Below are 24,901 nucleotides of genomic sequence, written 5' to 3' on the forward strand. Positions count from 1 at the left end.
GGGCATCAACTTCAGCTACACCACGCCCAACATCGCCTTCGACGGTCTGGACTCGGACTTCGAGGGTGGCCTCATCGAGGGCATCCAGACCCCGCCGCTGTTCCCCGGCGTGTCGATCTCGGCTGACCTTGGCAACGGCCCCGGCATCCAGGAAGTCGCGACGTTCTCGGTGGACGTGGAAGGCGCCGACGGTTCGGTCGCGGTCTCGAACGCCCATGGCACCGTCACCGGTGCGGCCGGCGGTGTGCTGCTGCGTCCGTTCGCCCGGCTGATCGCCTCGACCGGTGACAGCGTCACCACCTACGGCGAACCGTGGAACATGAACTGACCCAGCTCTGACGGAAACGGCCCCCGGTGTCATCCACCGGGGGCCGTTCTCGTGTCCGGGTGTCCGTTACTCCTCGGAGTGGTCCTCCCGCTGGCTGTGTGCGCCGGGTGCGGCGCCCGCGCCCGCGGCATCGGCGCGAAGCAGATCGCGGATCTCGGTCAGCAGCGTCAACTCGGTCTCGCTGGTCTCGACCTTCGCGTCCCGCTCCTTGAGCTTCTTGAACGGCAGCACGATCACGAAGTAGATCACCGCGGCGACGATGAGGAAGTTGATCGCGGCCGAAAGCACGGCATTGAGGTCGACGAATTGGTCGCCTCCGAGCGGGATGCGCAAGACGCCGTACTCCGCGTCGGGTCCCGCGCCGATGCGGTCGATCAACGGTTGGATGACGTTCTGGGTGAACGCGGTGACGAGGCCGGTGAACGCCGCGCCGATGACCACCGCGACCGCCAGATCGATGACGTTGCCCCGAGCGATGAATTCCTTGAACCCCTTGAGCATGTGCATGACCCTTTCGTCGTTTCCTGTGGCTCGCTCCAGGGGAACGGTAGCGGTCGATGACCTTGTTCGGACGGCGAAACCGACCCGTCGGCCGTGCTGTCTCCGACGTCGGAGAAAGCGGCGACGACGTGGCCGGACGCCGTCGGCCACAAGCATCCGTATCGCGTGAAAATCGGTGGCCGGCTGGGCAGGCGGGGACGCGTCGGCACTGCTAGTCTTTGGAGGTCGCGAACCTACCGGGCTCCGTCCCGTCTACCAACAAAGGGGAATGCTGATGGCAGCACACGCCAAGGCGCTCACTCGTCGTGCGAAGAAGCTGGGCATCGTGGGAGCCGGGTCGTTTGCCGTCGCCGCTGCCGCCATGACGCTCGGTCTCGGCACCGCCAGCGCCGAAGTCGAAGAGGTCGCACCGTCGCCAGAGGTGACGAGCCGCGCGGCCGTTGCGGTGAACGAGGACGGCATCCGCCTCACCGACATCGGTGCCGCCCGTGGACAGGGTGGAGAGGGACGCACCGCCGACACGACCATCGTTCATGCGCAGACCAACGGTGAGAACGCCGGCGTCCGTGACTCCGTGAAAGCGGTCTCCGGCTCGGCCACCGGCCCGCTGTTTGAGGGCGAGTTCACGCCGGCCGGCGAAGGCCCGCTGACGGGCGGCGGACCCGCCCTCGGCGACTGGTGATCTGACAGTCTGACGATCCGCCCCCGGCCCTGCGGCCGGGGGCGGATTTGTTTTCCCGGCAGTGCCGATCAGTGGAACGTCAAGGTGATCGCGTGTGTCAGCGAGGCGCCCGCCACCTCGTTGGCGTCGTGCGCCGGTAGCGCCACCAGCACCACGCGGTCGCCGGCGCCCGGGCCCTGCTGCTTCCCGGACACGAGCACCACCACGGCCTCACCGGCCACCAGCCTCGGGCGGGCGTCGTCACCGGGCCCCGGACCCGAATCGGGGGCGGCCAGCACGTCGACCACATCACCCGGCCGGACGAGGTCGAGCAGCGCGGTGTCGGTCAGATGCAGCGGCACGATGCGTGCGTTCGGACCGGCGGCCGATTCGGCCAGACGCGGTCCGAGGAGGCGCACGTCGGTGAGCACCTCGCCACGCCGGGCCGGTCCGGCCAGGGTCTTGCCGACGACAGCCGCGGAGTCCGCCGATGCGCCGTCGGGAACTGTTGTCGCCGAACGGCTTTCAACGCGTAGATCGGCGTCCGCCAGCGGCTGGCCGGGACTTAGGTCATGCGCGGCGACGAGGACGTCGACGTGGTCGCCACGCGGATCCGACCGCACCGCGATCAACGCGGCCAACAGGACGAGCACAGCCGCGGCGATCCGGCGTGCCGCCACGGTGCGCGACCAGTCCGGCCGCAGTGCAGCGGTGAGCCGGTCAAGCGGCCTCGGATCGAGCGATTCCCCCATCCCGCCACGCTAGGCAGGGCAGGGACCGATCCGCGCGGTCAATCCGGCGGGCTGTGGATAACTGTCAGCTCGACGCGGCCGCAGCCGGAGCGGAACTCGACGAGCTGGACCCGGACGTCGAGCTCGAACTCTTGCCGGAGTCGCTCGAGGAGCCCGACGAGCTGGAGCTCGAGGAGTCGCTCGACGAGGAGGTGGAGCCGGCCGCGTCGGAGCTCTTCGCCGAACCGTTGCTCGTGCTCTTGGCGGCCTCGCGGCTGTCGGTGCGGTAGAAGCCACTGCCCTTGAACACCACGCCCACTTTGCCGAAGAGCTTGCGCAGCCGCCCGTCGCACTTCGGGCACTGCGAGAGCGCATCGTCGCTGAAGGCCTGCACCACGTCGAACTTGTTGTCACACGCGGTGCACGCATACGAGTAGGTAGGCAAGAAAACCTCCGAGACGGTCACAAAGTTCTTTAGCACTCTATCGTGTCAAGTGCTAGAACCGCTACGCGGCCGCCGTCATTCCGCGGTCAGCGCGGCTGGTGCGCCACACCGGTGAGGGCCAGGGCGGTGATTCGGCGGGGAGTCTCGACGAGAGTTGCGAACAGCGCCGCACGCCTGGGAAGTCGCACATACCGCCTGTTCTTGGACACGGCCTCCACGATCGCGGCAGCCACCGTTTCCCGGGGCATGTCGGCGAGCATGTGCAGCCGGTACATCCGCCGGAAGCTGTCGCGAGTCGGCGCGTAATCGTCGGCCTTCGCGAGCAGGTCGGTGGGCACCGGACCGAGTTCCACCAGCGTCGTGCCGATCGGCAGGCCCCTCAGGTCGACTCGCAAACCCCCGGTGAAGGCGGACAGCGCCGCCTTGGACGCGCCGTAGCTGACGAGGCCGGGAAAGACCGAAACGGCGGCCAGCGAAGAGATGTTGACGATGTGACCGCCGCCGCGGCTCAGCATCCGCGGAGTCGCGCGCCGGCAGAGTTCCGCCGGCGCGAGGTAGTTGACCTGCGTCACCCGCTGCAGTTCGCCGTCCGGCGCGTCCGCAAATCCCGCCGTGCTCTCGATGCCTGCGTTGTTCACCAGCACGTCGACCGGGCCGGCTTCGTCCTCGACCCGGCCGATCAAGGCGTCCACCTGGGCGGGGTCGGCCAGATCGGCGGCGTGCGCGGTGCCGCCGAGGCCGTCGGCGAGCGCCTGCAACGGCTCTGCGCTGCGTGCGACCAGCGCGACGGTCGCACCGGCTTCGGCGAACGACCGGGCCATCGCCTCGCCGATCCCACGCGACGCGCCGGTGATCAGTACTCGTTTCCCCCCGAGATCCATGGCCGAAGCGTACGGCGCGCGGCTAGCCGAGCGCGGTCAATCCGCCACCCGGCGTCAGCGCATGGGTCATCGGCACGTCGTGGGATTCGGCGGGCAGCCGGTCTACGAGTTCGTCGTCGCGGACCACCGCCGTCAGCCGCGCCGCCGGATCGGCCAGGCGCAGCGTCCGGTCGTAGAAGCCGGCGCCGCGGCCCAGCCGGGTCCCTGTGCGATCGACGGCCAGGGCCGGCACCAGCACCAGGGCCGCGGTCGCGACGGTGTCGGCGGGCAGCCATGGCGGTGGCGGTTCGAGCAGGCCGTACCGCGCCTCGACCAGGACGCCCACCCGGTATTCGCCCCAGCTCAGCGGCAGCGCGACGGCTGCGGGATCCTCCCGGGCCACCGGCAGCAGCACCCGCACCCCGAGCGCCGACAGGGCGTCGAGCATCACGACCGACCCGGGCTCCGAGCCGACCGGCACGTACGCGCACACCGTCTGCCCCGCGACCACCAGTGTCGGAAGGTGAGCGGCCAGTGCCTGCGCATCGGCGTCGTGCTCCGCGGCCGTCGTGGCGCGGCGAGCCGACAGGATCTGCGCGCGCAGCTCGGCCTTGGACGCAGTGGGCACGCGTCAACCATGACATCCGGCGACATCCGGCAGGGTTTCAACGGCACCGGCGCGGCTAGTGTGTCAGCGTGACTCGTCCCGAGGTGCCCATTCCGTCCACCGCGGTCGTGCCCGCCGCCGGGCTGGGAACACGGTTCCTGCCGGCCACCAAGACCGTGCCCAAGGAGCTGCTGCCGGTGGTCGACACGCCGGGCATCGAGCTGGTGGCCGCCGAGGCCGCCGAGGGAGGCGCCGACCGGCTGGTCATCATCACCTCCGAGGGCAAGGACGGCGTCGTCGCGCACTTCGTCGAGGATCTGGTGCTCGAGAGCACGCTCGAGGAACGCGGCAAGGACAAGATGCTCGAAAAGGTGCGCCGCGCACCCGATCTGATCAAGGTCGAGTCGGTGGTGCAGGACGAGCCACTCGGCCTCGGTCACGCGATCGGCTGCGTCGAGAAGGTCCTCGGGCCCGACGAGGACGCCATCGCGGTGCTGCTGCCCGACGACCTCGTGCTGCCCACCGGCGTGCTGGAGACGATGTCGAAGGTGCGCGCGAAGCGGGGCGGATCCGTGCTGTGCGCCATCGAGGTCGAGCCCGACAAGATCAGCGCGTACGGCGTCTTCGACGTCGAAACGGTGCCCGACGCGGCCAATCCCGACGTGCTGCGGGTCAAGGGCATGGTCGAGAAACCCAAGGCGGAGGACGCGCCGTCGCCGTACGCCGCCGCCGGCCGTTACGTGCTCGACCGGGCGATCTTCGATGCGCTGCGACGGGTGGAACCCGGGGCGGGCGGCGAGATCCAGATCGCCGACGCGATCGCACTGCTGATCGAGGAGGGCCATCCCGTGCACGTGGTCGTGCATCGCGGTTCTCGACACGACCTGGGAAATCCCGGCGGCTACCTCAAGGCTGCGGTTGACTTTGCGTTGGAACGCGACGACTACGGTCCCGAACTGCGGGAGTGGTTGATCGAACGACTAGGGCTGACCCGACCGTAGGCGAGCACTGCTCCACGGCACGGCCCGCGGATGGCAGAAAGGCGTGTTGTGCGTTCGGTTGAGGAGCAGCAGGCCCGGGTGGCCGCCGCCGCGGTGGCGCCCCGACCGGTGCGGGTGGCCATCGCCGAGTCACAGGGCCTGATGTGCGCCGAGGAGGTCGTCACGGAACGGCCGATGCCGGGGTTCGACCAGGCCGCGATCGACGGGTATGCGGTGCGCAGCGTCGACGTGCTCGGCCTCGGCCTCGGTGATCGGCCCGGCGCCGACGACGAGGACGGCGAGCGCGAGGTCAGCCTGCCGGTGATGGCGGAGATCGAGGCGGGAGCGCGCACGCCCAGCCGGCTGCAGCCCCGCCAGGCCGCGCGGGTGCAGACCGGCGCTCCGATGCCGACGCTCGCCGATGCGGTGCTTCCGCTGCGCTGGACCGACGGCGGTAAGAATCGGGTGCGGGTGTTGCGCGGCGTCCGCTCGGGGGCCTACGTGCGCCGCACGGGTGACGACGTGCAGCCCGGCGACGTCGCGGTGCGCGCGGGCACGATCATCGGCGCCGCGCAGGTCGGACTGCTCGCCGCGGTGGGCCGCGAGCGCGTGCTCGTCCATCCGCGGCCGCGGCTGACGATCATGTGCGTGGGCGGCGAATTGGTCGACATCTCCCGCACACCGGGCAACGGCCAGGTCTACGACGTCAACTCCTATGCGCTCGCCGCCGCCGCTCGCGACGCGGGCGCCGAGGTGAACCGGGTCGGCATCGTCGACACCACCGATCCCGCGGAGTTGCGGGAGATCGTCGAGGGTCAGCTCAACCGGGCCGAGGTGGTGGTGATCGCCGGCGCGGTGGGCGGTGTCGCGGCCGAGCAGGTGCGCGCCGTGCTCTCCGAGCTCGGCGAGATGGAGGTGACCCGCATCGCCATGCACCCCGGGTCGGTACAGGGCTTCGGTCAGCTGGGCCGCGACGGTGTCCCGGTCTTCCTGCTGCCCGCCAATCCGGTCAGCGCGCTGGTGGTGTTCGAGGTGATGGTGCGGCCGCTGATCCGGCTCTCGCTGGGGAAGCGCGCGCCGATGCGCCGCGTGGTGCCTGCTCGGACCCTGTCGCCGATCACGTCGGTGGCGGGCCGCAAGGGGTTCCTGCGTGGGCAGCTGATGCGCGACCAGGACACCGGCGAATACCTGGTGCAGGCCCTGGGCGGCGCCCCTGGATCGTCGTCCCATCTGCTCGCGACGCTGGCCGAGGCGAACTGCCTGGTGACGGTGCCGGCCGAGACCGAGGAAGTCCGCACCGGCGAGGTCGTCGACGTGGCATTCCTGGCGCAGCGCGGCTGACCGGCAGGCGATGAGTTTCCTGCGTGCGAGTCCGATACATCCGGGCTGGCCGACGCCGGCAGGGCCGTTGCGGGTGCCCGCCGGAGTGGTGCGGCTGCGTCCGATCCGGCTGCGTGACGCCGCGCAGTGGAGCCGGCTGCGGTTGGCCGACCGGGCGCAACTCGAACCGTGGGAGCCGACGGCGGCAGTGGATTGGCAGGTGCGACACGCGTTTTCGTCGTGGCCGACGGTCTGCTCGAGTCTGCGGGCCGAAGCGCGCAGGGGCCGGATGCTGCCGTACGTCATCGAGGTCGACGGCCAGTTCGCCGGACAGCTGACGATCGGCAACGTCACCCACGGCGCGCTGCGGTCGGCGTGGATCGGGTACTGGGTGACGAGCCAGCGCACCGGCGGGGGAGTGGCGACCGCGGCGCTCGCGCTCGGTCTCGACCACTGCTTCGGCCAGGTGATGCTGCACCGTGTCGAGGCGACGGTGCGTCCGGAGAACGCCGCCAGTCGCGCAGTGCTGGGCAAGGTGGGTTTTCGCGAGGAAGGTCTGCTCAAGCGATATCTCGAGGTCGACGGCGCCTGGCGGGACCACCTGCTGGTGGCGATCACCATCGAGGAGATGAACGGGACGGCTGCGGCCGCGCTGGTGCGTAGCGGTCGCGCGCACTGGGCCTGACCGATCGGCCGCCGACTTCTGCACGAGGGCTGTGTTGTCGCGGCGATCGCGACCCAGATGTGGAATTCGCGCGCAAATCCGTGACGCGTGTGACACGTGTTACTCGTGGTGCTTGTATCCTGTGAATTACAGGTGTGTAATTGTCCTCGGCGCGTCATCCCCGGACGCGCTGGTCACGGACCTAGCCTGAACGGGGAAAGGAGCCGGCGTCATGCCAAGCATCCCCCAATCTCTTCTCTGGATTTCTCTCGTCGTGCTCTGGCTCTTCGTGTTGGTTCCGATGTTGATCAGCAAGCGCGACGCGGTTCGCCGCACCAGCGACGTGGCGCTGGCCACGCGGGTGCTCGACACCGGACGCAGGTCGAAGCTGCGGCGCAGCGGTCCGGCCGCCGGCCACAACAGTGACCCGGACTGGCAGCCCGACGAGGACGACCTCCGAGACCTCGGCGACCACGACGGACTCGACGAGCAGGAGGCCCGGCCGCAGCGTGCGATGGTGCTCGCGGCCGCCGCCACCACCGTCGATGAACCCGACTATCTCGACGTCGACGTCGTCGACGAGGCCTCCGGCGCCCTCCCGGTGGGCAGGTCCGCGATCGACGAACCCGAGCTGCCGCTCGAGTTCCACGCCCCCGAGCCGGTGGTCGCCGAGGCAGCCGCCGACGTGGCGGAGGCCGCCGAAGTCGACGCCGTCGAAGACGAAGCCATCGAGGACGAGGCCGACGACGAAGAGGCCATCGATGACGACGCCATCGAGGACGAGGCCGACGACGAAGAGACAGACGAAGACCAAGCCGTCGAAGCGGAAGCCGACGACGAATTCGACGGCACAGACGACGAGTACGAATACGTCGCCGACTCCTCCGGTCTGGAGGCGCCGTCGGAGTCCGACCTGCACGTCGCCGACTCGATGAGCGCCGCACGCCGTCGCAGGAACGAGTCGAAGACCGCGGCCGCGGTCAGCGCCCGCAAGTACCGGTTCCGCATGCGGATGCTGGTGTCGATGGCCGTGGCGATCATGGCGTCGGCCGCCGTCGCATACCTCGCCGCACCGTGGGCGTGGTGGCTCTGTGCGACCACCGGCGCCGTCACGCTGATGTACCTCATGTACCTGCGCCGCCAGACCCGCATCGAGGAGCGGCTGCGGCGCCGGCGGGCGCAGCGGATGATGCGATCGCGGCTCGGCGTGGAGAACGCCGAGGACCAGAAGCTGGACGTGGTCCCGGCTCGACTGCGGCGCCCGGGTGCGGCGGTGCTGGAGATCGACGACGAGGATCCGGCGTTCGAACACCTCGACTACACGTCATTCGCCCGGCATTACGATCTGCCGCGCGCTGCCGGCCAGTAGTCGATTTTCGGCACTCGCGGCGCGACTGGTAGCCTTTGTCTCCGCAAGGGGCTATAGCGCAGTTGGTAGCGCGTCTCGTTCGCATCGAGAAGGTCAGGGGTTCGATTCCCCTTAGCTCCACAGAGTATGTGCAGGTCAGACGTCCGCCTGCGGCCGGTCGGCGCCCCTGTTCTCTGACGAGCATCCCCACGTCCCGAGTGCATTCCCTGTGCCGTCGTAGAGGAGCCGAATGATCAGTCAGTGGCTGGTCAGCAGCCTTCCGTCGTGGTTGCTGCTGCTGGGTCTGATCCTGGTCATCGCCGGCGGAGCGGTACTCCTACAGACGCTCGTGCGCCGAAAGTTCCCCAGCCTCAAGGGCGAGGAGCACAACGACGTCATCCGGTTCGCGTTCGGAGTGGTCGGTTTCGTGTTCGCGTTCTTCCTCGGCTTCGTCGTGTCCGCGATGTGGGGACAGATCGGCGATGCGGACGGACGGGCGCGGACGGAGGGAGCGGCGGGCGTGCAGCTCGCCAGGTACGCCACGGTGTTCGACCAGCCGGACAGCGACCGGATCCGCAAGGCGCTACTCGAATACCAGCAGGCGGCGCTGACCGAGTGGGACGAGAATGCCAAGGGCAACGCCTATCCCGAGGCCGACGAGGCGTTGACGCGACTCTATTCGGCCTACGAGGAGATCCAGGCCCGAACCGACACGCAGAAGACCGTGCTCTCAACCTCTTTCAGCAATCTGGACAGCCTCAGCCAGGCCCGGACGCAGCGGGTGCTCCAATCGCGCACGGACGTCGGCCCGCCGTGGTCGCTGTGGGCGGTGATCTGGCTGACCAGTGCCCTGCTCCTGTTGTGCGCGATCATCTACGACGTCGAGAAGCCCTCCACGCACTATTCGATGGTGGCGATCCTGGGCGTGTTGGTCGCGGTGAACCTGTTCCTGGTGATGGAGCTCTCGCACCCGTTCCTCGGCGACATCGGGACGTCCTCGGAGCCGCTGAAAGAGGTCATCCGGCAGTTGTCGTAGAGGCGCCGAAGCAAGGGCCTACGCAGCACGGGGGCGCTGCCCGTAGCGCCGCTCTCCGCCGACGGGGAATGCCCGAATATCCCGCTGTGTTGGTGACACACGCGCGACAATATTGACGCGCGTTGCGAATCCTTGAAACATGAAGAATTAGCCCTGCTAAGCTCAACGTCGGGTCATCTCTCGTCGCTCCGACCCGGAGTCTCGGGATCCGCTGTGCCGCATACATTTCGGTATGCGTTTCGGTGTGCGATGGAAAGGGTCGAGGGTGGGTGATCAGTCCGCGCGGCTGGCGTCGCTGCCACCTGTGCCCGACAACCCCCTGCCGTTCGCGCAGCGGGTGCGTGCCCTGCGGTCGTTCCACACCGGCATAGAGCAGTTGCGCGACGCAGGCGGCCCGGTCACCCGGTTCACGGTCGGACCGCGGTGGCTGATGCCGCCCGTCGTCGCGGTCACCTCGCCACAGGGGATCCGCGACATCCTCAGCAACAAGGACGGCTCGATCGACAAGACCACCCGGGTGTTCACCGAGTTCTGCCGGGTCATCGGTGGCAACCTGTTCGATCTGCCCCACGAGGCATGGCTGCCGCGGCGGCGCACCCTGCAGCCCGTCTTCACCAAGCAGCAGGTCCGCAGCTTCGGCGGGCACATGTCGGCGGCCGCCGAGTCGGTGGCGTCGACCTGGCGCGACGGCGCCACCATCGACCTCGACGCCGAATGCCGGACGCTCACCCTTCGCGCGCTTGGGCATTCGGTGCTCGGCCGCGACCTCACCGACCACACCGACGAAGTCGCGGACCCGCTGCGGATCGCAGTCACCTACGTCGCCGACCGCGCGCTGAAGCCGCTGCGGACGCCGGCTTGGCTGCCCACCCCGCGGCAACGGCAGGCCAGGGCGGCCAGCGCGACGCTGCACCGCCTGGCCCGCGAGATCCTGCACACCTGCCGCGCCGACCCCACCACCGACGCTCCGCTGGTGCAGGCGTTGATCGCCGCGACGGATCCCGAGACCGGACAGACCCTGTCGGACCGCGAGATCGCCGAAGAACTCATCGTGTTCCTCTTCGCCGGGCACGACACCACCGCGACGACGATGACCTATGCGATGTGGCAGCTCGGCCGGAACCCCGACCTCCAGAAGAAGGTCGCCGCCGAGGTGGACGCCCTGCCCGGCCGCGAACTCGAACCCGGCGACATCGCCGATCTGCCGTACACGGTGCAGGTGCTGCGTGAGGCGCTGCGGCTGTGCCCGCCCGGGCCCACCGGTTCGCGGATGACGACCCGCGACGTCGAGGTGGGCGGCTTCCGGGTGGAACGCGGCACCATGCTGATCTTCGGCCGGATGGCCGTGCAGCGCGACCCCACACTGTGGGACGACCCCCTCACGTTCGATCCCGACCGGTTCACGCCCGAGGCGATGAAGAGCCGCGACCGCTGGCAGTACGTGCCCTTCGGCGGCGGTCCGCGGTCGTGCATCGGCGACCACTTCGCCATGCTGGAGGCGACTCTCGGGCTGGCCACCTTCATCCGGCGCGTCGAGGTGACCTCGCTGGGTGACGACTTCCCGGTGGCGGTGCCGTTCACGATGGTCGCCGACGACCACATCTGGGCGCGGGTCCGGCGTCGCGAGTCCGGGGCGTCCCGGTGAGCGTCGACGACGACGGCCTCAACGTCTACGCCGCCCATCTGCTCGACCCCGAGGACTCCGCCGACCGGGCGATGCTCGACCGGCTGCGCGCGGACCCCCGCATCGAGTTCCTCGACCGGCGCGCCCAGCAGCTCGACGACCTGCACCGGCTGCGGCCCGCGCCCGATGCGGCCGTGCTCGACGAGCCCGGCCGGTGGGCGTACTTCCCGTGGCGGCGCAGCGTCGCCGCAGTGCTGGGACCGAAGGCCTTTCGCGCTGTCCGGCTCGACCGCAACCGCAACATCATCACCGCCGCCGAGCAGCAGCGGCTCGGCGCACTGCGCATCGGCGTGGCGGGACTCAGCGTCGGCCACGTCATCGCCCACACGCTCGCCGCCCAGGGCCTCTGCGGGCGGCTGCATCTCGCCGACTTCGACGGGCTCGAGCTGTCCAACCTCAACCGGGTGCCCGCCACGGTGCTCGACCTCGGCGTGAACAAGGCCCACGTCGCGGCCCGCCGGATCGCGGAGGTCGATCCGTACCTGCCGGTCCGCGTCTTCGAGGCCGGGCTCACCTCCGAGACCGTCGACGAGTTCCTCGACGGGCTGGACATCGTTGTCGAGGAATGCGATTCGCTGGACATGAAGGCGGTGCTCCGGCTCGGCGCACGGGCGCGTGGGATCCCGGTGGTGATGGCCACCAGCGACCGCGGGCTGATCGACATCGAGCGGTTCGACCTGGAACCGGACCGCCCGATCCTGCACGGACTGCTCGGCGAACTCGACGTGTCGCTGCTGCCGGGCATGAGCAGCCGCGACAAGGTCCCGCACATCCTGCGCCACCTCGAGGCGTCGCGGTTGTCGTCGCGCACCGCGGCGTCGCTGGTCGAGGTGGACCGGTCGATCTCCACATGGCCGCAGCTCGCCGGTGACGTGGCACTGGGCGCCACGGCGCTGGCCGAGGCGGTACGCCGGATCGGGCTCGGCGAGGAGCTGCGGTCCGGGCGGGTGCGCATCGACGTGAGCGGCGCGCTCGACCGGCTCGCCGAACCCGAGATGGCCCGCGGAGCCCCCGAGCCGCCGCCCGAGCAGGGCGACACCGAACTGCCCGACCTACCCGGCCTGACCGGCGTGCTCGCCGCCGCGGCGATCCGGGCGCCGTCCGGCGGCAACGTGCAGCCGTGGCGCATCGACGTCACGCCCGATGCGCTCACGATAGGTGTTGCGACAGAACGCACCTCGGCGATGGACGTCGGGCACCGGGGCAGTGCCGTCGCGCTGGGAGCGGCCCTCTTCAACGCCAGGGTCGCGGCCGCTGCGCACGACGTCCTCGGCCCCGTCACCGTGACCGAGCACACCGGCGGGGTACCGCTTCAGGCGACGCTGCGACTCGGCGACCGCAGCGACGCCGACCTCGCGGAGCTGTACCGGCCCATGCTCGCCCGCGAAAGCAACCGGCACCACGGCACGCCAGGACCCCTTGACCCGGCCACCGCCGAGGCGCTGCACGCGATCGCCACCCGACACGGCGCAACGCTGCGGTTGCTCACCACGGACACCGAATTGGCGGGAGCGGCAGGAATTCTCGCGGCCGCGGACCGGGTCCGTTACCTGACGCCGCGGCTGCACGCCGAGATGATCTCCGAGCTCCGCTGGCCAGGCGACCCGGACTTCGACGAGGGCATCGACGTGCGGAGCCTCGAGATGGACGCCGGTGACCTCGCCGTCCTCGACATCCTCCGGCGGCCCGAGGTGATGGCGCACCTCGCGGACTGGCAGGCGGGCAGCGCACTCGGCGAAGACACCCATGACCGGGTGCGGGCGAGCTGCGCGCTCGCGGTGGTGACCGTGGCGGGCGATGCCCTGCGCGACTACGCCTCAGGCGGGGAGGCCGTCGAAGCGGTGTGGATCGCCGCGCAGACGCACGGGCTCGGCGTGCAGCCGGTCTCGCCGGTGTTCCTCTACGCCCGCTCCGATGACGAACTGCGCGACCTCTCACCACAGTTCGCCGGAGAGCTCGCCGGCCTGGCGTCGGACTTCGCGCGGCTCGCAGGCACCGGCCCGGACGACGCCATCGCCCTGATCCTGCGACTGGCCGCCACGGGTCCGGCATCGGTGCGAAGCAGGCGCAGACTCGACCGCGTTCGGGCCCTGTCCCGGTGAACACGCTGTCGTAAGGTTTGACACGTGTCGCGCACACTCGAGGAGGTCGTCACCTCGGTCGCCGCTGAACTCATGGCGGCGAACGTCACGTCCGTGGTGCGCAGCAGCGAACGTGTGCTCGAGATCCTGGTGGGACAGCTCGGCGTCGACATCAGCTTCCTGCGGCACAACGACCACACCATCCACGCCACCAAGTTGATCGCGCAGTGGCCGCCCCGGCCCTACATCCCGGATCCCGATCCGATCGGGGTGGTGCACTTCGTCGACGCCGACCCGGTGTTCGCGGCGGCCGAGCACCTCAAGGCGCCGCTGGTGATGCGGCCGGAGCCGGCGAACGACGACTACCAGCGCCGGATCGAGGAGGGCACCGCGGTGCCGGCCAGCTCGATGGCCTGCGTGCCGCTGCTGTCCGGTGAGATCACCACGGGGACACTGGGATTCGTCAAGTTCGGCGATCGTGAGTGGACGCCGGCGGAACTCAACGCACTGCAGACGATCGCCACCCTGTTCGCGCAGCTCCAGGCGCGCATCGTGGCCGAGGAGCAGCTGCACTTCCTCGCCGAGCGCGATGACCTGACCGGGCTGCTGAATCGCCGCTCGCTCACCGAGCAGCTGGACCGGCGGCTGACGTCCGGCCGCGAGGAATCGGTGCCGGTGCTGTTCATCGACCTCGACCGGCTCAAGGCGGTCAACGACTACCTGGGGCACAAGGCCGGCGATACGTTCATCAAGGTCTTCGCCGATCGCCTGCGCGAAGCCGTGGACGGTCCCGCCACCCTCGCGCGCATCGGCGGCGACGAGTTCCTGGTGATGCCCGATAAGGCGATGGACGCCGACGACGCGGAGCTCTACGCCAGGGAACTGCAGACCAGGCTGCAGAAGCGGGTGGTGATCGACGGCGAGACGCTCACTCGCACCGTCAGCATCGGTGTCGCGGTCGGAATGGCGGGCCGTGACAGCACCTCCGACGTGCTGCGCTGGGCGGATCAGGCGGCGCTGTCGGCGAAGAGCGCCGGTGGCAACAACGTCTCGGTGCTCACCCCCGCCCAGTCCGAGAAGCAGGCGCTGATCAACGACGTCGAGTTGCGCCTCGAGGAGGTGATCGACGTCGACGGCGCTCTGGTGCTGCACTACCTGCCCGAGATCGACATGCGCACCGGGCGGATCCTGGCCACCGAGGCGCTGGTGCGGTGGCAGCACCCGACGCGGGGGCTGCTGCTGCCCGACTCGTTCATCGGCGTCGCCGAATCCATCAACCTGGCCGGCCGGCTCGGGCGCCGCGTGCTGCGGATGGCCTGCGAGGAGTTCACCGCGTGGCGGCGCAAGGGCCTCGGCCTGGACATCGTGCTCCGCGTGAACGTCTCGCCGGTCCAACTGGTGTCGCACGGGTTCGTCGACATCGTCGCCCGGACTCTCGGCCACTGCGGGCTCGACCCCGCCAACCTCTGCCTGGAGATCACCGAAAGCGTTGTGGTCCAGGACATCGAAGCCACCCGCAACACGCTGGCCGGCCTGCGCGACGTCGGCGTGAAGATCGCGATCGACGACTTCGGCACCGGGTACAGCGTGCTGACACACCTCAAGTCGCTGCCCGTCGACACCGTCAAGATCGATCGCGGTTTCGTCCGTGACCTGGGTAGCAACCCGCACGACCTGGCGATCGTCCGGGCGATCATGGCGTTGGCCGACGCGTTCGGCCTCGACGTCGTCGCCGAAGGCGTCGAGACCGAGTTCGCCGCGAAAACGCTGATGGACCTTGGTTGTTGGCGGGCGCAGGGCTTCCTCTTCTCGAGACCGGTCCCCGGCGACGCGATGGCGGCCCTGCTGGCCGCGGGTGCGGTACCGGTGCACCACACGGACGTGCAGCCGTCCCCGGACAACGGTCGGCTCTCGGAGAGCTGATCGCGACGGGCGCGGCGATCGTCACGGTGGTTGCCGGTCGGAGGGGCAGGCCGTAGCCTCGGGGCGTGGCCGGTGCGACAGCCGTCCGCGTGGACGAACTCGCGGCACTGGAATTCTTTGCCGGCTGCCCCATTGACGCTCTGGCGCCGCTGGCGGCCCAGTTGCGGCCGCTGACCGCCACGCCCGGCCAGATCCTCATGCGCCAGGATGAGCGGGCGGTGTCCTTCCTGCTGATCGGCTCCGGCCGGGCCCAGGTCACCCACGCGGCGGCCGACACCCATCCGCTCGTCGTCGAGGTGGCGCCGGGCATGATCGTCGGCGAGATCGCGCTGCTGCGGAACACCCCGCGCACCGCGACGGTGGTGGCGCTCGATGAACTGACCGGCTGGGTGGGTGGCCACGAGGCGTTCACCACCATGCTGGACCTGCCACCGATGATGGCCAAGCTGGTGCGCATCGCCCGCCAGCGGCTGGCCGCCTTCACCGACCCCATCCCGGTACGGGTGCGCGACGGCACCGAACTCTTCCTGCGTCCGGTGCTGCCCGGTGACAACGAGCGCACCATCAACGGCCCGGTCGAGTTCTCCAGCGAGACGCTCTACCGGCGCTTCCAGTCGGTGCGGCGCCCCACGGTGGCGTTGATGGCGTACCTGTTCGAGGTGGACTACCTCGACCATTTCGTGTGGGTGATGACCGACGGCGCCGACGGGCCGGTGGTCGCCGACGCCCGGTTCGTCCGTGACGAACAGGACCCCACCACCGCCGAGGTCGCGTTCACCGTCGGAGACGCCTACCAGGGACGTGGGATCGGCACGTTCCTGATGGAAGCGCTCGCCGTTTCCGCGGCGTACGACGGTGTGCAACGGTTCTCGGCGCGCGTGCTGTCGGACAATTTCCCCATGCGCAAGATCCTCGACCGGTTCGGCGCGTTCTGGCACCGTGAGGACCTCGGCGTGGTCACCACGGTGGTCGCCGTCCCCGACGCGTCCCGGCTGTCGTTAAAACCGCGGCTGGTCGAGCAGATCCGCGCCGTCACCCGCCAGGTGATCCGGGCGGTCGGATGACCGGCGCCGCACGCAGACCACCGCTGAGCAAGGACACCCGGCTGTGCATCTCGCTGGCCGGCAGGCCCAGCAACATCGGCACCCGGTTCCACAACCATCTCTACGACGTGCTCGGACTCGATTTCCTCTACAAGGCGTTCACCACCACCGACATCGCCGCCGCCATCGGTGGCGTGCGCGCCCTCGGCATTCGCGGTTGCTCGGTGTCGATGCCGTTCAAACAGGACGTGCTGGCGCTCGTCGACGAGGTGGAACCCTCGGCCCGGGCGATCAACGCGGTGAACACCATCGTCAACGACGTCACGGTGTCCGGCGGACGCCTCACCGCGTCGAACACCGACTACCTGGCGGTGCAGCGGCTGATCGCCGAGCATGGGCTCGACCCGGCGGCCCCGGTGCTGATCCGCGGCAGCGGCGGCATGGCCGCGGCCGTCGGATCCGCCTTCCGCGACGCGGGTTTCCGCACCGGCACCATCGTGGCGCGCAACCGCACCACCGGCGCCGAACTGGCGGACCGGCTCGGCTACGACTACGCCGGCGACGTCGGGTCGCGCACCGCCGCGGTGATCGTCAACGTGACACCCGTCGGCATGGCAGGCGGCCCGCAGGAACGCGACAGTGCCTTCGACACTGCGACGATCGCGCGGGCCGAGACGGTGTTCGACGTGGTGGCGATGCCGTCGGAGACACCGCTCATCGCGGCCGCCCGCGACGCCGGGGTACCGGTCATCACCGGCGCCGAGGTGATTGCGCTGCAGGCTGCCGAGCAGTTCGAGCGCTATACCGGCGTGCGGCCGACGCCCGGGCAGATCGCCGAGGCGTCGGCGATCTCCCGCGCGTGACCGTCAGGGGGTGATGGTGGTCTGCTCGTCGATGAGGTTCATCGCGTCCATCATCGGGCCCTCCTGGCCTTCGGGGCCGTCGGCGTTGAGTTGCAGCACGTACATGCCGTCCTGACCGGGGATCACGACGGTCTTCTGACCGATCAGCCGCGTTGCGCCGTCCTTGACGTAGGTGCCGCTCAGCTGCCACGCGTCGAAGCCGCTCATCGTGCTCGACTGCCCGTCGCTGCCGTCCCAGCCGTCGAGGTTCTTCAGCTCGTTCGGTGCGAATTCGATGATCTTGGCCGGGTCCACGTTGCCGGTCAGCTTCGACATCAGCGCGATGACGCTCGGCGGGTCGCCTGCCGCAGCGGGATCGGCGAACACGATTGCGCCCCAAGCCCATTCCGGCGCGTTCGGGCCGGCGTCCTCCCACCCGGGCGGGATGGGCAGGTCGAGAGCCGGCGAGCCCGGATCGCCGCGGTGGATCGGCGTCTCGACGATCTGGTTCTCCTTGATGTAGTCGACGATCGTGTAGTTGGCGCCATCGGCCGGCGCGGGCGAGGTCTCCGGCGCGGCCTTGGTCGTCTCGGATTTCGAGGTCGCCTTCGACGAGGTCTCCTTGGACGCACTCGGCTCGGTCGCGGTGTCGGACCCGCACCCGACCAGTGCCAGACCGAGGGTCACCGCCGCGATGGCCACGCCACTCGCGCGCCGCGAATTCTTCATGAGTTCTCCCGTCAATTCTGATGTCGGCAAGAGCCTACGGCTGGCAAATGCCCGACGAATGCTGAATCGCCGGGCAGGTTAGCCGACGGCGATTGGAACTCGATTGGAGAGTTCCGGCGCGTCCGCCGCCGGGACCACACTTCTGAACCGATTCCGAAAATCGGCCACTGTTCGCTTGCTGTGGCTGGTGGCGGGCGGTGCGGTATTTCCTGTGGAAAGTACTTGTGGTCGGTAGCCGAAAACTTCGCCGATGTCCGTTGGCAACCTGAGAATCCGATGAGAAAATGGGTTTGCCCAGCACGAAGCGGCTGTCGATTGACTCCGGCGTCATTACTGGGCTCCGGGGAAATCATTGCTGGTACTTCATGGGGGCACTCGCGTATGCGCACAAAACTTCGTTCGCTGGGACTGGCCGGGGGAGCCGTCGCAGCGGCGGTCACATTCGGTCTGGCGTCACCTCTGCCGTCGATGGTCCAACTGCTGGCCACCACCGCACTCATCATGGGCGGCACCGAACACCCGTTGGTGCAGTCCAACCACGACGGCGTCAGCAATGATCCGTTGACCGCTGACGAGCAGTGGGTGAGGGACTACCTCGACGCGATGCAGGACAACTACCTCGAGCCGACCGAAGGCGACCGAGATGACGTATCGAATGAGCCCTACCGCCTGGTGGCCGTGTACACGCCCGAGGAGTTCTTCCCGGTCGTCGGCTCGAAGACCTTCGACGACTCGGTGACCGAGGGCGCGGACAACCTCGACGGCTGCATGACCACCGGCTGTGACTCCCACGTGGTGACCGGTCCCGCCGACCCCGGCGTCAACGACGACTGGGTGATCGTCGGCTACTCGCAGAGTGCCCGCATCGCGTCGATGGAGAAGCAACGTCTGATCGACGAGTACCGCGACGAGTGGCTCGCCGGTGAAGAGACCGAGGACATCTCGTTCCTGCTCCTGTCGAACCCCAACCGTCCCAACGGCGGTGTGCTCATGCGGTTCCACGGGCTGTCGATCCCGTTCCTCGGCGTCACCATGGACGGCGCAACGCCGACCGACAGCTGCGAAGGCGACACCTGCCATCTGCCGACCGTCGACGTGGCGCAGCAGTACGACGCCCTCGGCGGCGACTTCCCGCTCTACCCGCTCAACCTGCTGGCGACGCTGAACTCACTCGCCGCCTATCTGATGCTGCACGGCGACATGCCCTATGCCGGCATGGACGAAGTCGACGAGGATCAGGGGCAGTTCGGGGACACCCACTACTACATGGTCGGCGCCGACATCCTGCCGCTGCTGATGCCGCTCGAGCAGCTCGGTGTGCCGCGCGCGCTGCTGAAGGTCATCGACGCACCGCTGCGCGTGCTCATCGAGACGGCCTACCGTCGCGACATCAGCCCGGGAGAGCCGGTGCCGGCGCAGCTGGTGCCCGTGATCAATCCGGTCTCGCTGTTGGCCAACCTGCTCGCCTCGATCCCCGTCGGCATCGACGACGGTATCGAGGAGATCACCGGAGAGCGGCCGCTCGGCACGCAACCGGCCGGGATCTACGGCGTCGGTGGCGAGGACGAGGATCTCGAGGGTGCACCGGTGGGGTTCATCCCGCTGGGCAAGCCCGATCCCACGACGTCCACGGAGGTCGAGTCGGCCGAAACCGGTTCGCTGACAGCGGGTACCGAGATCGCAGGCGACGAGCCGCCCACCTCGCAAGCGGTCGTCCCTGCGGCTGCGGCCGTCCCCGAGACGCCGAAGGCGGAAGTGCCGAAGGCGGCAGAGGAACCACAGTCGCGCGGCAATCTGCACACGTTCTTCCGGGAGCGCGACAACACCGACGGCGAGCAGGAAAATCCCAAGCCGCGCTCGGAGCGCCGCCCGGGAAGTCACCTGCGGAACTTCGTCAAGCGGCTGACAGGTCAGCGTCCGGAACGCTCGAACACCGGCACCGCACCTGAGTCCGGCGACGCAGAGACCGCCGATCCGTCGAATTCTCCGGACAACAAGGACGCCGCCGCCTGAGTCAGCACTTCGCGGTGAGCAACAGCGTGGCCGACTCGCCGTGGCCCTCGGTGCTCATCGGCTGTGTCGGGCCCCCGCCGGGTTGCACGGCGGCCACCGAGCACTGGTCCAGCGGTAGATCGCCGACCTTGTCCACGACCACTCGGTAGCCACTGCGCTCGAGCACCGCGGCGGTCTCCTCGGCCGACCCGACACCGGCCGGTGCGGCCAACGCGGTGGGCGTCCCGAGTGCCAGTGCAGCCATCGTCCCGCCCACGATCGCGGCGAGGTACAACTTGTTCATTTGTCATGCCTTTCGAGTTCTGATCTTGTAAACGTGGTTTCAATCGAATTGATTCCGAACGAATTTGAGGGCGCAGGCGTGCTCGGCCGTTTACAGCGGGTCGGCTGTGGTATCAACGGCGCGTGCGCCTCTACGCGGCCGTCGCACCGACGGTGCTGTGTCTGGCGGCCTGTGCCGCGCCGGCCGAGGCGCCACCTGCGGCCATCGCCTCGTCCACCCCGACGGTCGGCGTGGTCGACCCGGCACGGGTCGACCGGGTCCGGGCCGAACTGCCCGCGGGCTACGAGGTGGCCGATCTCACCGACCGGCCTGCTCCGGTGGCGCTGTGGGGTTTCGGTCCCGGGTGGATCGCCGATCCGCCGCAGTGCGGTGCGTTGGCCGATCCTGCGCTCGACGCCGCCTCGCTGAGGGGGTGGTCGGCATCGGGTGGCGGCGGCATCGTCTACACCTTCGCCGCGGACGGCGCGGTGACGCCGGATCCGGCGCTCGTCGACGGCTGCACGCGGTGGACGTTGGCGGCGGGACCCACGTCGGGCACGGTCAGCCGCGTCGACGCGCCAGAGGTCGAAGGCGCCGCCACCCTCGCCATGGCCGCCGACGTGGTCACCACCGTCGAGGGCGGCACCGCAACGCGTTCACACGCCGACACGACGTACGCGTTCGTCGACGGCCACGTGGTGGTGGTGGCCGTGGTGACCGATCCGGGTTCGGTCGAGACTCCGCTCGACGCGGGCTTCGCCGCGGCCCTGCTGACGAAAACCGTGGCGGCGTTGCGGGGTTGACCGCCCGGCGGCGGGTAGATTGGCGCCGATGCTGCTTCTGAGGGCGACGATCGTCGCCGGCCTCGCCGTGCTGCTCGCCGCATGCGGATCGGGCGAGCCGACCGCGGACATCAACCGGATCGACCAGGTCGGGTCGAGTTTCGGCCCGGAGTTCAAGGTGACGAACGTGCCGTCGAGCGGCATCGACCCGAAGCTGCTCGCGCCCCAGAAGCTGCCCGCGGGCATCGCCTTCACACCGCCGGACTGCGCCAAGTTCGCCGAGGGTCAGCTGCTGCCCGAGGGGCTCAAGGGCAACATGGCCGCCACGTTCGCCGAGGGTGAGGGCAACCGCTTCATCGCGATGGCCGTCGAGACCTCCGAGCCGGTGCCGTCCGCGGACCCCGGGGAGAACTGCAAGAAGGTCGAGTTCGCGGGTGGGCAGTTCCGCGGGCTGGCCGAGACCGTCGACGTCCCGCAGATCGAGGGCGTGACGACACGGGGCACCCACCGCGTGCTGCAGACGATCGTCGACAGGCAGCCGCGCACCGGGGAGCTGTACAACTACGTCGCCAGCTTCGACGACTACCTGGTGATCGTCACCGCGAACCCGTTGGTGGTGCCCGGCAAACCGGTCGCGCCGGTGAACACGCAGCGGGCCCGCGACCTGCTGACCGCGGCGGTCGCGGCCGTACGCGGGTGAGTGCTCACCGCACGTCGTGCGGGCGGAACTGGATGCTGATCCGTGGTCCCGTCGGCCTCGTGGTCTTCGGCACCGCATGCTCCCAGGTCCGCTGACACGACCCGCCCATCACCAGCAGGTCGCCGTGGTGGTGATGCAGCCGCAGTGACCGTCCGCCGCCGCGGGGACGCAGCGCGAACACCCGGGTGGCGCCGAGGCCGACGATGGCGACCATCGTGTCCTGGCTGCTGCTGCGGCCGATGGTGTCGCCGTGCCAGGCGACGCTGTCGTTGCCGTCCCGGTACAGGCAGAGTCCCGCCGTGGTGAACGGTTCGCCGAGCTCACCGCCGTAGGTGTCGTTGAGGCGCCGGCGCAGCTGTTTGAGCCGCGGGTGCGGCACCGGCCCGTCGAGCAGGTTGTGGAAGCTGACCAGCCGGGGGACGTCGAGCACCCGGTCGTACATCTGGCGGCGCTCCGCACGCCACGGCACGGCGTCGCGGAGTTCGTCGAAGAGGGTGTCGGCGTCGGTCAGCCAGCCGGATCGCACGTCGAGCCAGGCGCCGTTTCCGAGCTGGCGGCGTTCGGCGTGCTCGAACAGCGAGTCCTGAAGGGCCACCTCCATGTTCGCGAGTGTATCGCACACCCGTTCGAAATCTCAGAGTCGAACGGCGCCGGGTCCCTGTTCGGCGAGTACGTCGCCGGGATTGGACAGGATGCAGGTCTTCAGGCTGAGGCAGCCGCAGCCGATGCACCCGGCCAGGTTGTCGCGCAGGCGCTCCAGGTGCAGGATGCGGTCGTCGATGTCCTGGCGCCAGCCCGCCGAGAGCCTGGCCCAGTCCTTGCTGGTGGGGACGCGGTCGTTGGGCAGCGTCCGCAGCGCGTCCCGGATGCGGGCGAGTGGGATGCCCAGGCGTTGCGACATCCGGATGAACGCGACGCGCCGCAGCGTCTCACGCGCGTAGCGCCGCTGGTTGCCCGACGTTCGCCGGCTCTGGATCAGGCCTTCGCGCTCGTAGAAGTGCAATGCCGACACCGCAACGCCGCTGCGCTCGGCCATCTCGCCCGGTGTCAACTCGTGCGTGTCCACACCTGAACAATAGTTGAGGTGACGTTTGGCGCTACGGTGCTAGATGTGACCGGCACCGTGTTGGGCTCCGATTCCGAGGTCGGTCCGCTGCGCGTCGTCATCCTGCACCGCCCCGGCGCGGAACTGCAGCGGCTCACACCACGCAACAACGACGCACTCCTGTTCGACGGACTGCCGTGGGTGGCCAAGGCGCAGCAGGAGCACGATGCGTTCGCCGACCTGCTGCGTTCGCGCGGGGTGGAGGTGCTGCTGCTGGCCGAACTGCTGTCCGAGGCGCTGGTCAGTGGAGCGGCCCGGATGCACGGCATCGCGGCGGCGGTGGACCCGCGACGGCTGGGCATCCCGCTGGCGCACGAGCTGTCGGCGTATCTGCGCACACTCGAACCGGCGGCGCTGGCGCATGTGCTGATGGCGGGGATGACGTTCAACGAGTTGCCGCTGGCCGGCGGTGAGTTCTCGCTCGTGCGCCGCATGCATCACGGCGGTGACTTCGTCATCGACCCGCTGCCCAATCTGCTGTTCACCCGCGACTCGTCGTTCTGGATAGGGCCGCGCGTGGCGATCACGTCTCTGTCAATGGCGGCACGGGTGCGCGAAACGTCGCTCACCGACCTCATCTACGCGCATCATCCGCGGTTCCTCGGGGTGCGACGGGCCTACGAGTCGCGCTCGGCACCGGTCGAGGGCGGCGACGTGCTGCTGCTGGCGAAGGGCGTCGTCGCCGTCGGCGTGGGGGAGCGGACCACGCCGGCCGGTGCGGAAGCCTTGGCGCGCAGCCTGTTCGACGACGACCTGGCGCACACCGTGCTGGCGGTGCCGATCGCGCAGGAGCGCGCGCAGATGCATCTCGACACGGTGTGCACGATGGTCGACGTCGACGCCGTCGTGATGTACCCCAACATCAAGGACACGCTGTCGGCGTTCACGATCCACCGCAACGGCAGCGGCGGGGTGCGGATCGACGACGCCGCGCCGTTCGTCACCGCCGCGGCCGCGGCCATGGGCATCGAGCGCTTGCGGGTGATCGACACCGGCCTCGACCCGGTGACGGCCGAGCGTGAGCAGTGGGACGACGGCAACAACACCCTCGCCGTCGCCCCCGGCGTGCTCGTCGCCTACGAACGTAACGTCGAAACCAATGCGCGCCTTGGCGACTCGGGCATCGAGGTGCTGTCGATCGCGGCGTCCGAGCTGGGCACCGGCCGCGGCGGCCCGCGCTGCATGTCGTGTCCGGCGGCGCGCGACCCGCTTTAGCGTTGGCGCGTTTTTGCGTGTAGGGCTGTTGTGGCGTCGAAGGCACAGCCCTACGCGCAATAACGAGGAGCCCACCCGCGGCGTGCGAAAGCATCGCGGACGCGTCGCAGCGTGAACAGCCTGCTGTGCTCCTTCACCACTTTGATGTCGATCCAGCCCTGGCCCTCGATGAGGTCAGCCCTGCCGATGTCGTAGACGTACTGACCGCGATCATCGAGGTGGTGCGCGCCCTCGTAGTCGAGGCCGACTTTCGGCTCCGCGTAACCCATGTCGATGTAGGCATCCGCGAACCCGTCGCTGACCAGGATCTGGGTGCACGGACGAGGCAGGCCGTCATCGATGAGCATGAGCCGCAACGCCGTCTCTCTCGGTGACTGTGCGCCGCCGTCCATCAGGTCGAGGGCCACACGCGCTCGCGGCAGGCCCCGGGCCCGCGGATGACGCGCGGCCGCTTCGAGCGCGTCGACCGCCGTGACTCCGGACGCGTGGGCGAGCGCGTCGAGATGTCGGACAGCCGCGTTGCGGGGGAGACATCTCGCCAGATCGAGTGCCGTGCGCTGCAGGTTCGTCACGGGAAGACCGGCGATGTGGACGATCTCGTCGGCGTCGATGCGCTCATTGCGCACCGTGACGCCCGGCGGCGGTCGGCCGGAGCTCCAGATCAACTCGATCGGCGTGGCCGCGTCCACCCATCGCGCTCCGTGCAGCGCCGCGGCGGCACGCCCTGCGATGACGCCGTTGCGTCCGGACCACAACCAGGCGCCGACGGTTCTCGCCTGCAGCGACAGCGTGGCAGCCTTCGGCGCGTAGACACCGGGGAAGAGCGGACGGTAGTTCCACCGGAGCTGACCGCGGGTGAGCGTGCCGAGCGCCAGCACTTCGCCGCCGATCACCACCTCGTGCATGCCGCGATGGTCGCCGCCCATGCCGACAATTCGGCCGGCTGAGCGCATTTTTGCGCACAGGGCTGTGGATAACGGCGCGCAGCAGCCCAGGATGCAAAAACCAGCTTCGGCGGCGCCAACCTCGGCGCCAACGAAG

At 69.3% G+C, this 24,901-nt stretch carries 26 protein-coding genes and 1 tRNA gene; 17 read left to right on the forward strand and 10 right to left on the reverse strand.

From position 1 onward, the window contains the following. The coding region (locus Q2100_RS06395) for an MspA family porin (RefSeq protein WP_302913311.1) at window positions 1-328 on the forward strand (328 nt) is incomplete at its 5' end. Window positions 329-394: 66 nt separating this feature from the next. On the opposite strand, the gene mscL is transcribed toward Q2100_RS06395, so the two are convergent. Beyond that, a complete protein-coding gene (mscL, locus tag Q2100_RS06400) occupies window positions 395-829 on the reverse strand; it encodes a large-conductance mechanosensitive channel protein MscL (protein WP_264012532.1) in 435 nt (144 codons plus the stop codon). A 274-nt stretch (window positions 830-1,103) separates the two neighbouring features. Between mscL and Q2100_RS06405 the strand changes: the two genes are divergently transcribed. Further along, window positions 1,104-1,511, forward strand: coding sequence for a hypothetical protein (locus tag Q2100_RS06405; RefSeq protein WP_264012531.1), 408 nt, complete (start codon window positions 1,104-1,106; stop codon window positions 1,509-1,511). A 68-nt stretch (window positions 1,512-1,579) separates the two neighbouring features. Here Q2100_RS06405 and Q2100_RS06410 read toward each other — a convergent pair whose 3' ends face one another. From Q2100_RS06410 to Q2100_RS06425, 4 genes are all read right to left on the reverse strand, one after another. Beyond that, window positions 1,580-2,242 carry an SAF domain-containing protein gene (locus Q2100_RS06410; protein WP_302913312.1) on the reverse strand — a complete coding sequence of 221 codons (663 nt, stop codon included), beginning with the start codon at window positions 2,240-2,242 and terminating at the stop codon, window positions 1,580-1,582. Between the two features lie 64 nt (window positions 2,243-2,306). Next, window positions 2,307-2,666, reverse strand: a complete 360-nt coding sequence (locus Q2100_RS06415; protein WP_302913313.1) for an FmdB family zinc ribbon protein — start codon at window positions 2,664-2,666, stop codon at window positions 2,307-2,309. Between the two features lie 86 nt (window positions 2,667-2,752). Next, window positions 2,753-3,547, reverse strand: coding sequence for an SDR family NAD(P)-dependent oxidoreductase (locus tag Q2100_RS06420; protein ID WP_264012528.1), 795 nt, complete (start codon window positions 3,545-3,547; stop codon window positions 2,753-2,755). A 22-nt stretch (window positions 3,548-3,569) separates the two neighbouring features. Further along, on the reverse strand, window positions 3,570-4,154 hold the full coding sequence (locus Q2100_RS06425) for a 5-formyltetrahydrofolate cyclo-ligase (RefSeq protein ID WP_302913314.1): 585 nt from the start codon (window positions 4,152-4,154) through the stop codon (window positions 3,570-3,572). A 68-nt stretch (window positions 4,155-4,222) separates the two neighbouring features. Here Q2100_RS06425 and Q2100_RS06430 point away from each other — a divergent pair, with 68 nt between their 5' ends. From Q2100_RS06430 to Q2100_RS06480, 11 genes are all read left to right on the forward strand, one after another. Continuing rightward, complete coding sequence (locus tag Q2100_RS06430) at window positions 4,223-5,134, forward strand: UTP--glucose-1-phosphate uridylyltransferase (RefSeq protein WP_302913315.1); 912 nt, start codon at window positions 4,223-4,225, stop codon at window positions 5,132-5,134. A 48-nt stretch (window positions 5,135-5,182) separates the two neighbouring features. Continuing rightward, window positions 5,183-6,454, forward strand: a complete 1,272-nt coding sequence (glp, locus tag Q2100_RS06435; protein ID WP_269892580.1) for a molybdotransferase-like divisome protein Glp — start codon at window positions 5,183-5,185, stop codon at window positions 6,452-6,454. Window positions 6,455-6,464: 10 nt separating this feature from the next. Then, the gene (locus tag Q2100_RS06440) at window positions 6,465-7,118 is read left to right on the forward strand and encodes a GNAT family N-acetyltransferase (protein ID WP_264012524.1); all 654 of its coding nucleotides are present in this window, start codon (window positions 6,465-6,467) and stop codon (window positions 7,116-7,118) included. Between the two features lie 211 nt (window positions 7,119-7,329). Next, on the forward strand, window positions 7,330-8,466 hold the full coding sequence (gene sepX / locus Q2100_RS06445) for a divisome protein SepX/GlpR (protein ID WP_302913316.1): 1,137 nt from the start codon (window positions 7,330-7,332) through the stop codon (window positions 8,464-8,466). Window positions 8,467-8,513: 47 nt separating this feature from the next. Beyond that, window positions 8,514-8,586, forward strand: a tRNA-Ala gene (locus tag Q2100_RS06450). Window positions 8,587-8,695: 109 nt separating this feature from the next. After that, window positions 8,696-9,481, forward strand: a complete 786-nt coding sequence (locus Q2100_RS06455; protein ID WP_302913317.1) for a bestrophin-like domain — start codon at window positions 8,696-8,698, stop codon at window positions 9,479-9,481. 265 nt (window positions 9,482-9,746) lie between these two features. Beyond that, window positions 9,747-11,126, forward strand: coding sequence for a cytochrome P450 (locus tag Q2100_RS06460; protein ID WP_302913318.1), 1,380 nt, complete (start codon window positions 9,747-9,749; stop codon window positions 11,124-11,126). Next, a complete protein-coding gene (locus tag Q2100_RS06465) occupies window positions 11,123-13,267 on the forward strand; it encodes an Rv1355c family protein (protein WP_302913319.1) in 2,145 nt (714 codons plus the stop codon). Before Q2100_RS06460 ends, Q2100_RS06465 begins: the two co-directional genes overlap by 4 nt. Window positions 13,268-13,291: 24 nt before the next feature. Continuing rightward, window positions 13,292-15,169, forward strand: coding sequence for a putative bifunctional diguanylate cyclase/phosphodiesterase (locus Q2100_RS06470; protein WP_302913320.1), 1,878 nt, complete (start codon window positions 13,292-13,294; stop codon window positions 15,167-15,169). Window positions 15,170-15,234: 65 nt separating this feature from the next. After that, window positions 15,235-16,233, forward strand: a complete 999-nt coding sequence (locus Q2100_RS06475) for an acetyltransferase Pat (RefSeq protein ID WP_302913321.1) — start codon at window positions 15,235-15,237, stop codon at window positions 16,231-16,233. Continuing rightward, window positions 16,230-17,075: a shikimate 5-dehydrogenase gene (locus tag Q2100_RS06480; RefSeq protein WP_302913322.1), complete on the forward strand. Its 846-nt coding sequence runs from the start codon at window positions 16,230-16,232 to the stop codon at window positions 17,073-17,075. The genes Q2100_RS06475 and Q2100_RS06480 overlap by 4 nt, the downstream gene beginning before the upstream one ends. A 3-nt stretch (window positions 17,076-17,078) precedes the next feature. Here the strand turns inward: Q2100_RS06480 and Q2100_RS06485 are convergent, their stop codons facing one another. Further along, window positions 17,079-17,783 carry an envelope biogenesis lipoprotein LpqN gene (locus Q2100_RS06485; RefSeq protein WP_302913323.1) on the reverse strand — a complete coding sequence of 235 codons (705 nt, stop codon included), beginning with the start codon at window positions 17,781-17,783 and terminating at the stop codon, window positions 17,079-17,081. A gap of 381 nt (window positions 17,784-18,164) precedes the next feature. On the opposite strand from Q2100_RS06485, the gene Q2100_RS06490 reads away from it, so the two are divergent. Further along, the gene (locus Q2100_RS06490) at window positions 18,165-19,796 is read left to right on the forward strand and encodes a PE-PPE domain-containing protein (protein WP_302913324.1); all 1,632 of its coding nucleotides are present in this window, start codon (window positions 18,165-18,167) and stop codon (window positions 19,794-19,796) included. Between the two features lies 1 nt (window position 19,797). Here Q2100_RS06490 and Q2100_RS06495 read toward each other — a convergent pair whose 3' ends face one another. After that, window positions 19,798-20,079, reverse strand: coding sequence for a hypothetical protein (locus tag Q2100_RS06495; RefSeq protein ID WP_264012403.1), 282 nt, complete (start codon window positions 20,077-20,079; stop codon window positions 19,798-19,800). A gap of 122 nt (window positions 20,080-20,201) precedes the next feature. Here Q2100_RS06495 and Q2100_RS06500 point away from each other — a divergent pair, with 122 nt between their 5' ends. Both Q2100_RS06500 and Q2100_RS06505 read left to right on the forward strand, forming a co-directional pair. Beyond that, window positions 20,202-20,861 carry a DUF5642 family protein gene (locus Q2100_RS06500; RefSeq protein ID WP_302913325.1) on the forward strand — a complete coding sequence of 220 codons (660 nt, stop codon included), beginning with the start codon at window positions 20,202-20,204 and terminating at the stop codon, window positions 20,859-20,861. Window positions 20,862-20,889: 28 nt separating this feature from the next. Beyond that, on the forward strand, window positions 20,890-21,540 hold the full coding sequence (locus tag Q2100_RS06505; RefSeq protein WP_302913326.1) for a DUF5642 family protein: 651 nt from the start codon (window positions 20,890-20,892) through the stop codon (window positions 21,538-21,540). Window positions 21,541-21,544: 4 nt separating this feature from the next. On the opposite strand, the gene Q2100_RS06510 is transcribed toward Q2100_RS06505, so the two are convergent. Together Q2100_RS06510 and soxR are read right to left on the reverse strand one after the other, a co-directional pair. Then, the gene (locus Q2100_RS06510) at window positions 21,545-22,141 is read right to left on the reverse strand and encodes an alpha-ketoglutarate-dependent dioxygenase AlkB (protein ID WP_302913327.1); all 597 of its coding nucleotides are present in this window, start codon (window positions 22,139-22,141) and stop codon (window positions 21,545-21,547) included. Window positions 22,142-22,174: 33 nt separating this feature from the next. Then, window positions 22,175-22,606, reverse strand: a complete 432-nt coding sequence (gene soxR, locus Q2100_RS06515) for a redox-sensitive transcriptional activator SoxR (RefSeq protein ID WP_302913328.1) — start codon at window positions 22,604-22,606, stop codon at window positions 22,175-22,177. 45 nt (window positions 22,607-22,651) lie between these two features. Between soxR and arcA the strand changes: the two genes are divergently transcribed. After that, on the forward strand, window positions 22,652-23,860 hold the full coding sequence (gene arcA, locus Q2100_RS06520; RefSeq protein WP_302913329.1) for an arginine deiminase: 1,209 nt from the start codon (window positions 22,652-22,654) through the stop codon (window positions 23,858-23,860). A gap of 50 nt (window positions 23,861-23,910) precedes the next feature. On the opposite strand, the gene Q2100_RS06525 is transcribed toward arcA, so the two are convergent. Continuing rightward, window positions 23,911-24,765: a hypothetical protein gene (locus Q2100_RS06525; protein ID WP_302913357.1), complete on the reverse strand. Its 855-nt coding sequence runs from the start codon at window positions 24,763-24,765 to the stop codon at window positions 23,911-23,913. Window positions 24,766-24,901 lie beyond the last annotated feature (136 nt).

Origin of the sequence: Mycolicibacterium arseniciresistens (assembly GCF_030519285.1) — a bacterium.
Taxonomy (GTDB): domain Bacteria; phylum Actinomycetota; class Actinomycetes; order Mycobacteriales; family Mycobacteriaceae; genus Mycobacterium; species Mycobacterium arseniciresistens.

What these genes read in the sequence shown, in the direction of transcription:
- Q2100_RS06440 (WP_264012524.1), top strand. Translation starts at nt 6,465, where the DNA reads ATGAGTTTCCTGCGTGCGAGTCCGATACATCCGGGCTGGCCGACGCCG.
- Q2100_RS06485 (WP_302913323.1), bottom strand. Translation starts at nt 17,783, where the DNA reads ATGAAGAATTCGCGGCGCGCGAGTGGCGTGGCCATCGCGGCGGTGACC.
- Q2100_RS06405 (WP_264012531.1), top strand. Translation starts at nt 1,104, where the DNA reads ATGGCAGCACACGCCAAGGCGCTCACTCGTCGTGCGAAGAAGCTGGGC.
- Q2100_RS06525 (WP_302913357.1), bottom strand. Translation starts at nt 24,765, where the DNA reads ATGCACGAGGTGGTGATCGGCGGCGAAGTGCTGGCGCTCGGCACGCTC.
- Q2100_RS06510 (WP_302913327.1), bottom strand. Translation starts at nt 22,141, where the DNA reads ATGGAGGTGGCCCTTCAGGACTCGCTGTTCGAGCACGCCGAACGCCGC.
- Q2100_RS06455 (WP_302913317.1), top strand. Translation starts at nt 8,696, where the DNA reads ATGATCAGTCAGTGGCTGGTCAGCAGCCTTCCGTCGTGGTTGCTGCTG.
- Q2100_RS06420 (WP_264012528.1), bottom strand. Translation starts at nt 3,547, where the DNA reads ATGGATCTCGGGGGGAAACGAGTACTGATCACCGGCGCGTCGCGTGGG.
- sepX (WP_302913316.1), top strand. Translation starts at nt 7,330, where the DNA reads ATGCCAAGCATCCCCCAATCTCTTCTCTGGATTTCTCTCGTCGTGCTC.
- Q2100_RS06480 (WP_302913322.1), top strand. Translation starts at nt 16,230, where the DNA reads ATGACCGGCGCCGCACGCAGACCACCGCTGAGCAAGGACACCCGGCTG.
- Q2100_RS06505 (WP_302913326.1), top strand. Translation starts at nt 20,890, where the DNA reads ATGCTGCTTCTGAGGGCGACGATCGTCGCCGGCCTCGCCGTGCTGCTC.
- Q2100_RS06495 (WP_264012403.1), bottom strand. Translation starts at nt 20,079, where the DNA reads ATGAACAAGTTGTACCTCGCCGCGATCGTGGGCGGGACGATGGCTGCA.
- Q2100_RS06490 (WP_302913324.1), top strand. Translation starts at nt 18,165, where the DNA reads ATGCGCACAAAACTTCGTTCGCTGGGACTGGCCGGGGGAGCCGTCGCA.
- mscL (WP_264012532.1), bottom strand. Translation starts at nt 829, where the DNA reads ATGCTCAAGGGGTTCAAGGAATTCATCGCTCGGGGCAACGTCATCGAT.
- Q2100_RS06410 (WP_302913312.1), bottom strand. Translation starts at nt 2,242, where the DNA reads ATGGGGGAATCGCTCGATCCGAGGCCGCTTGACCGGCTCACCGCTGCA.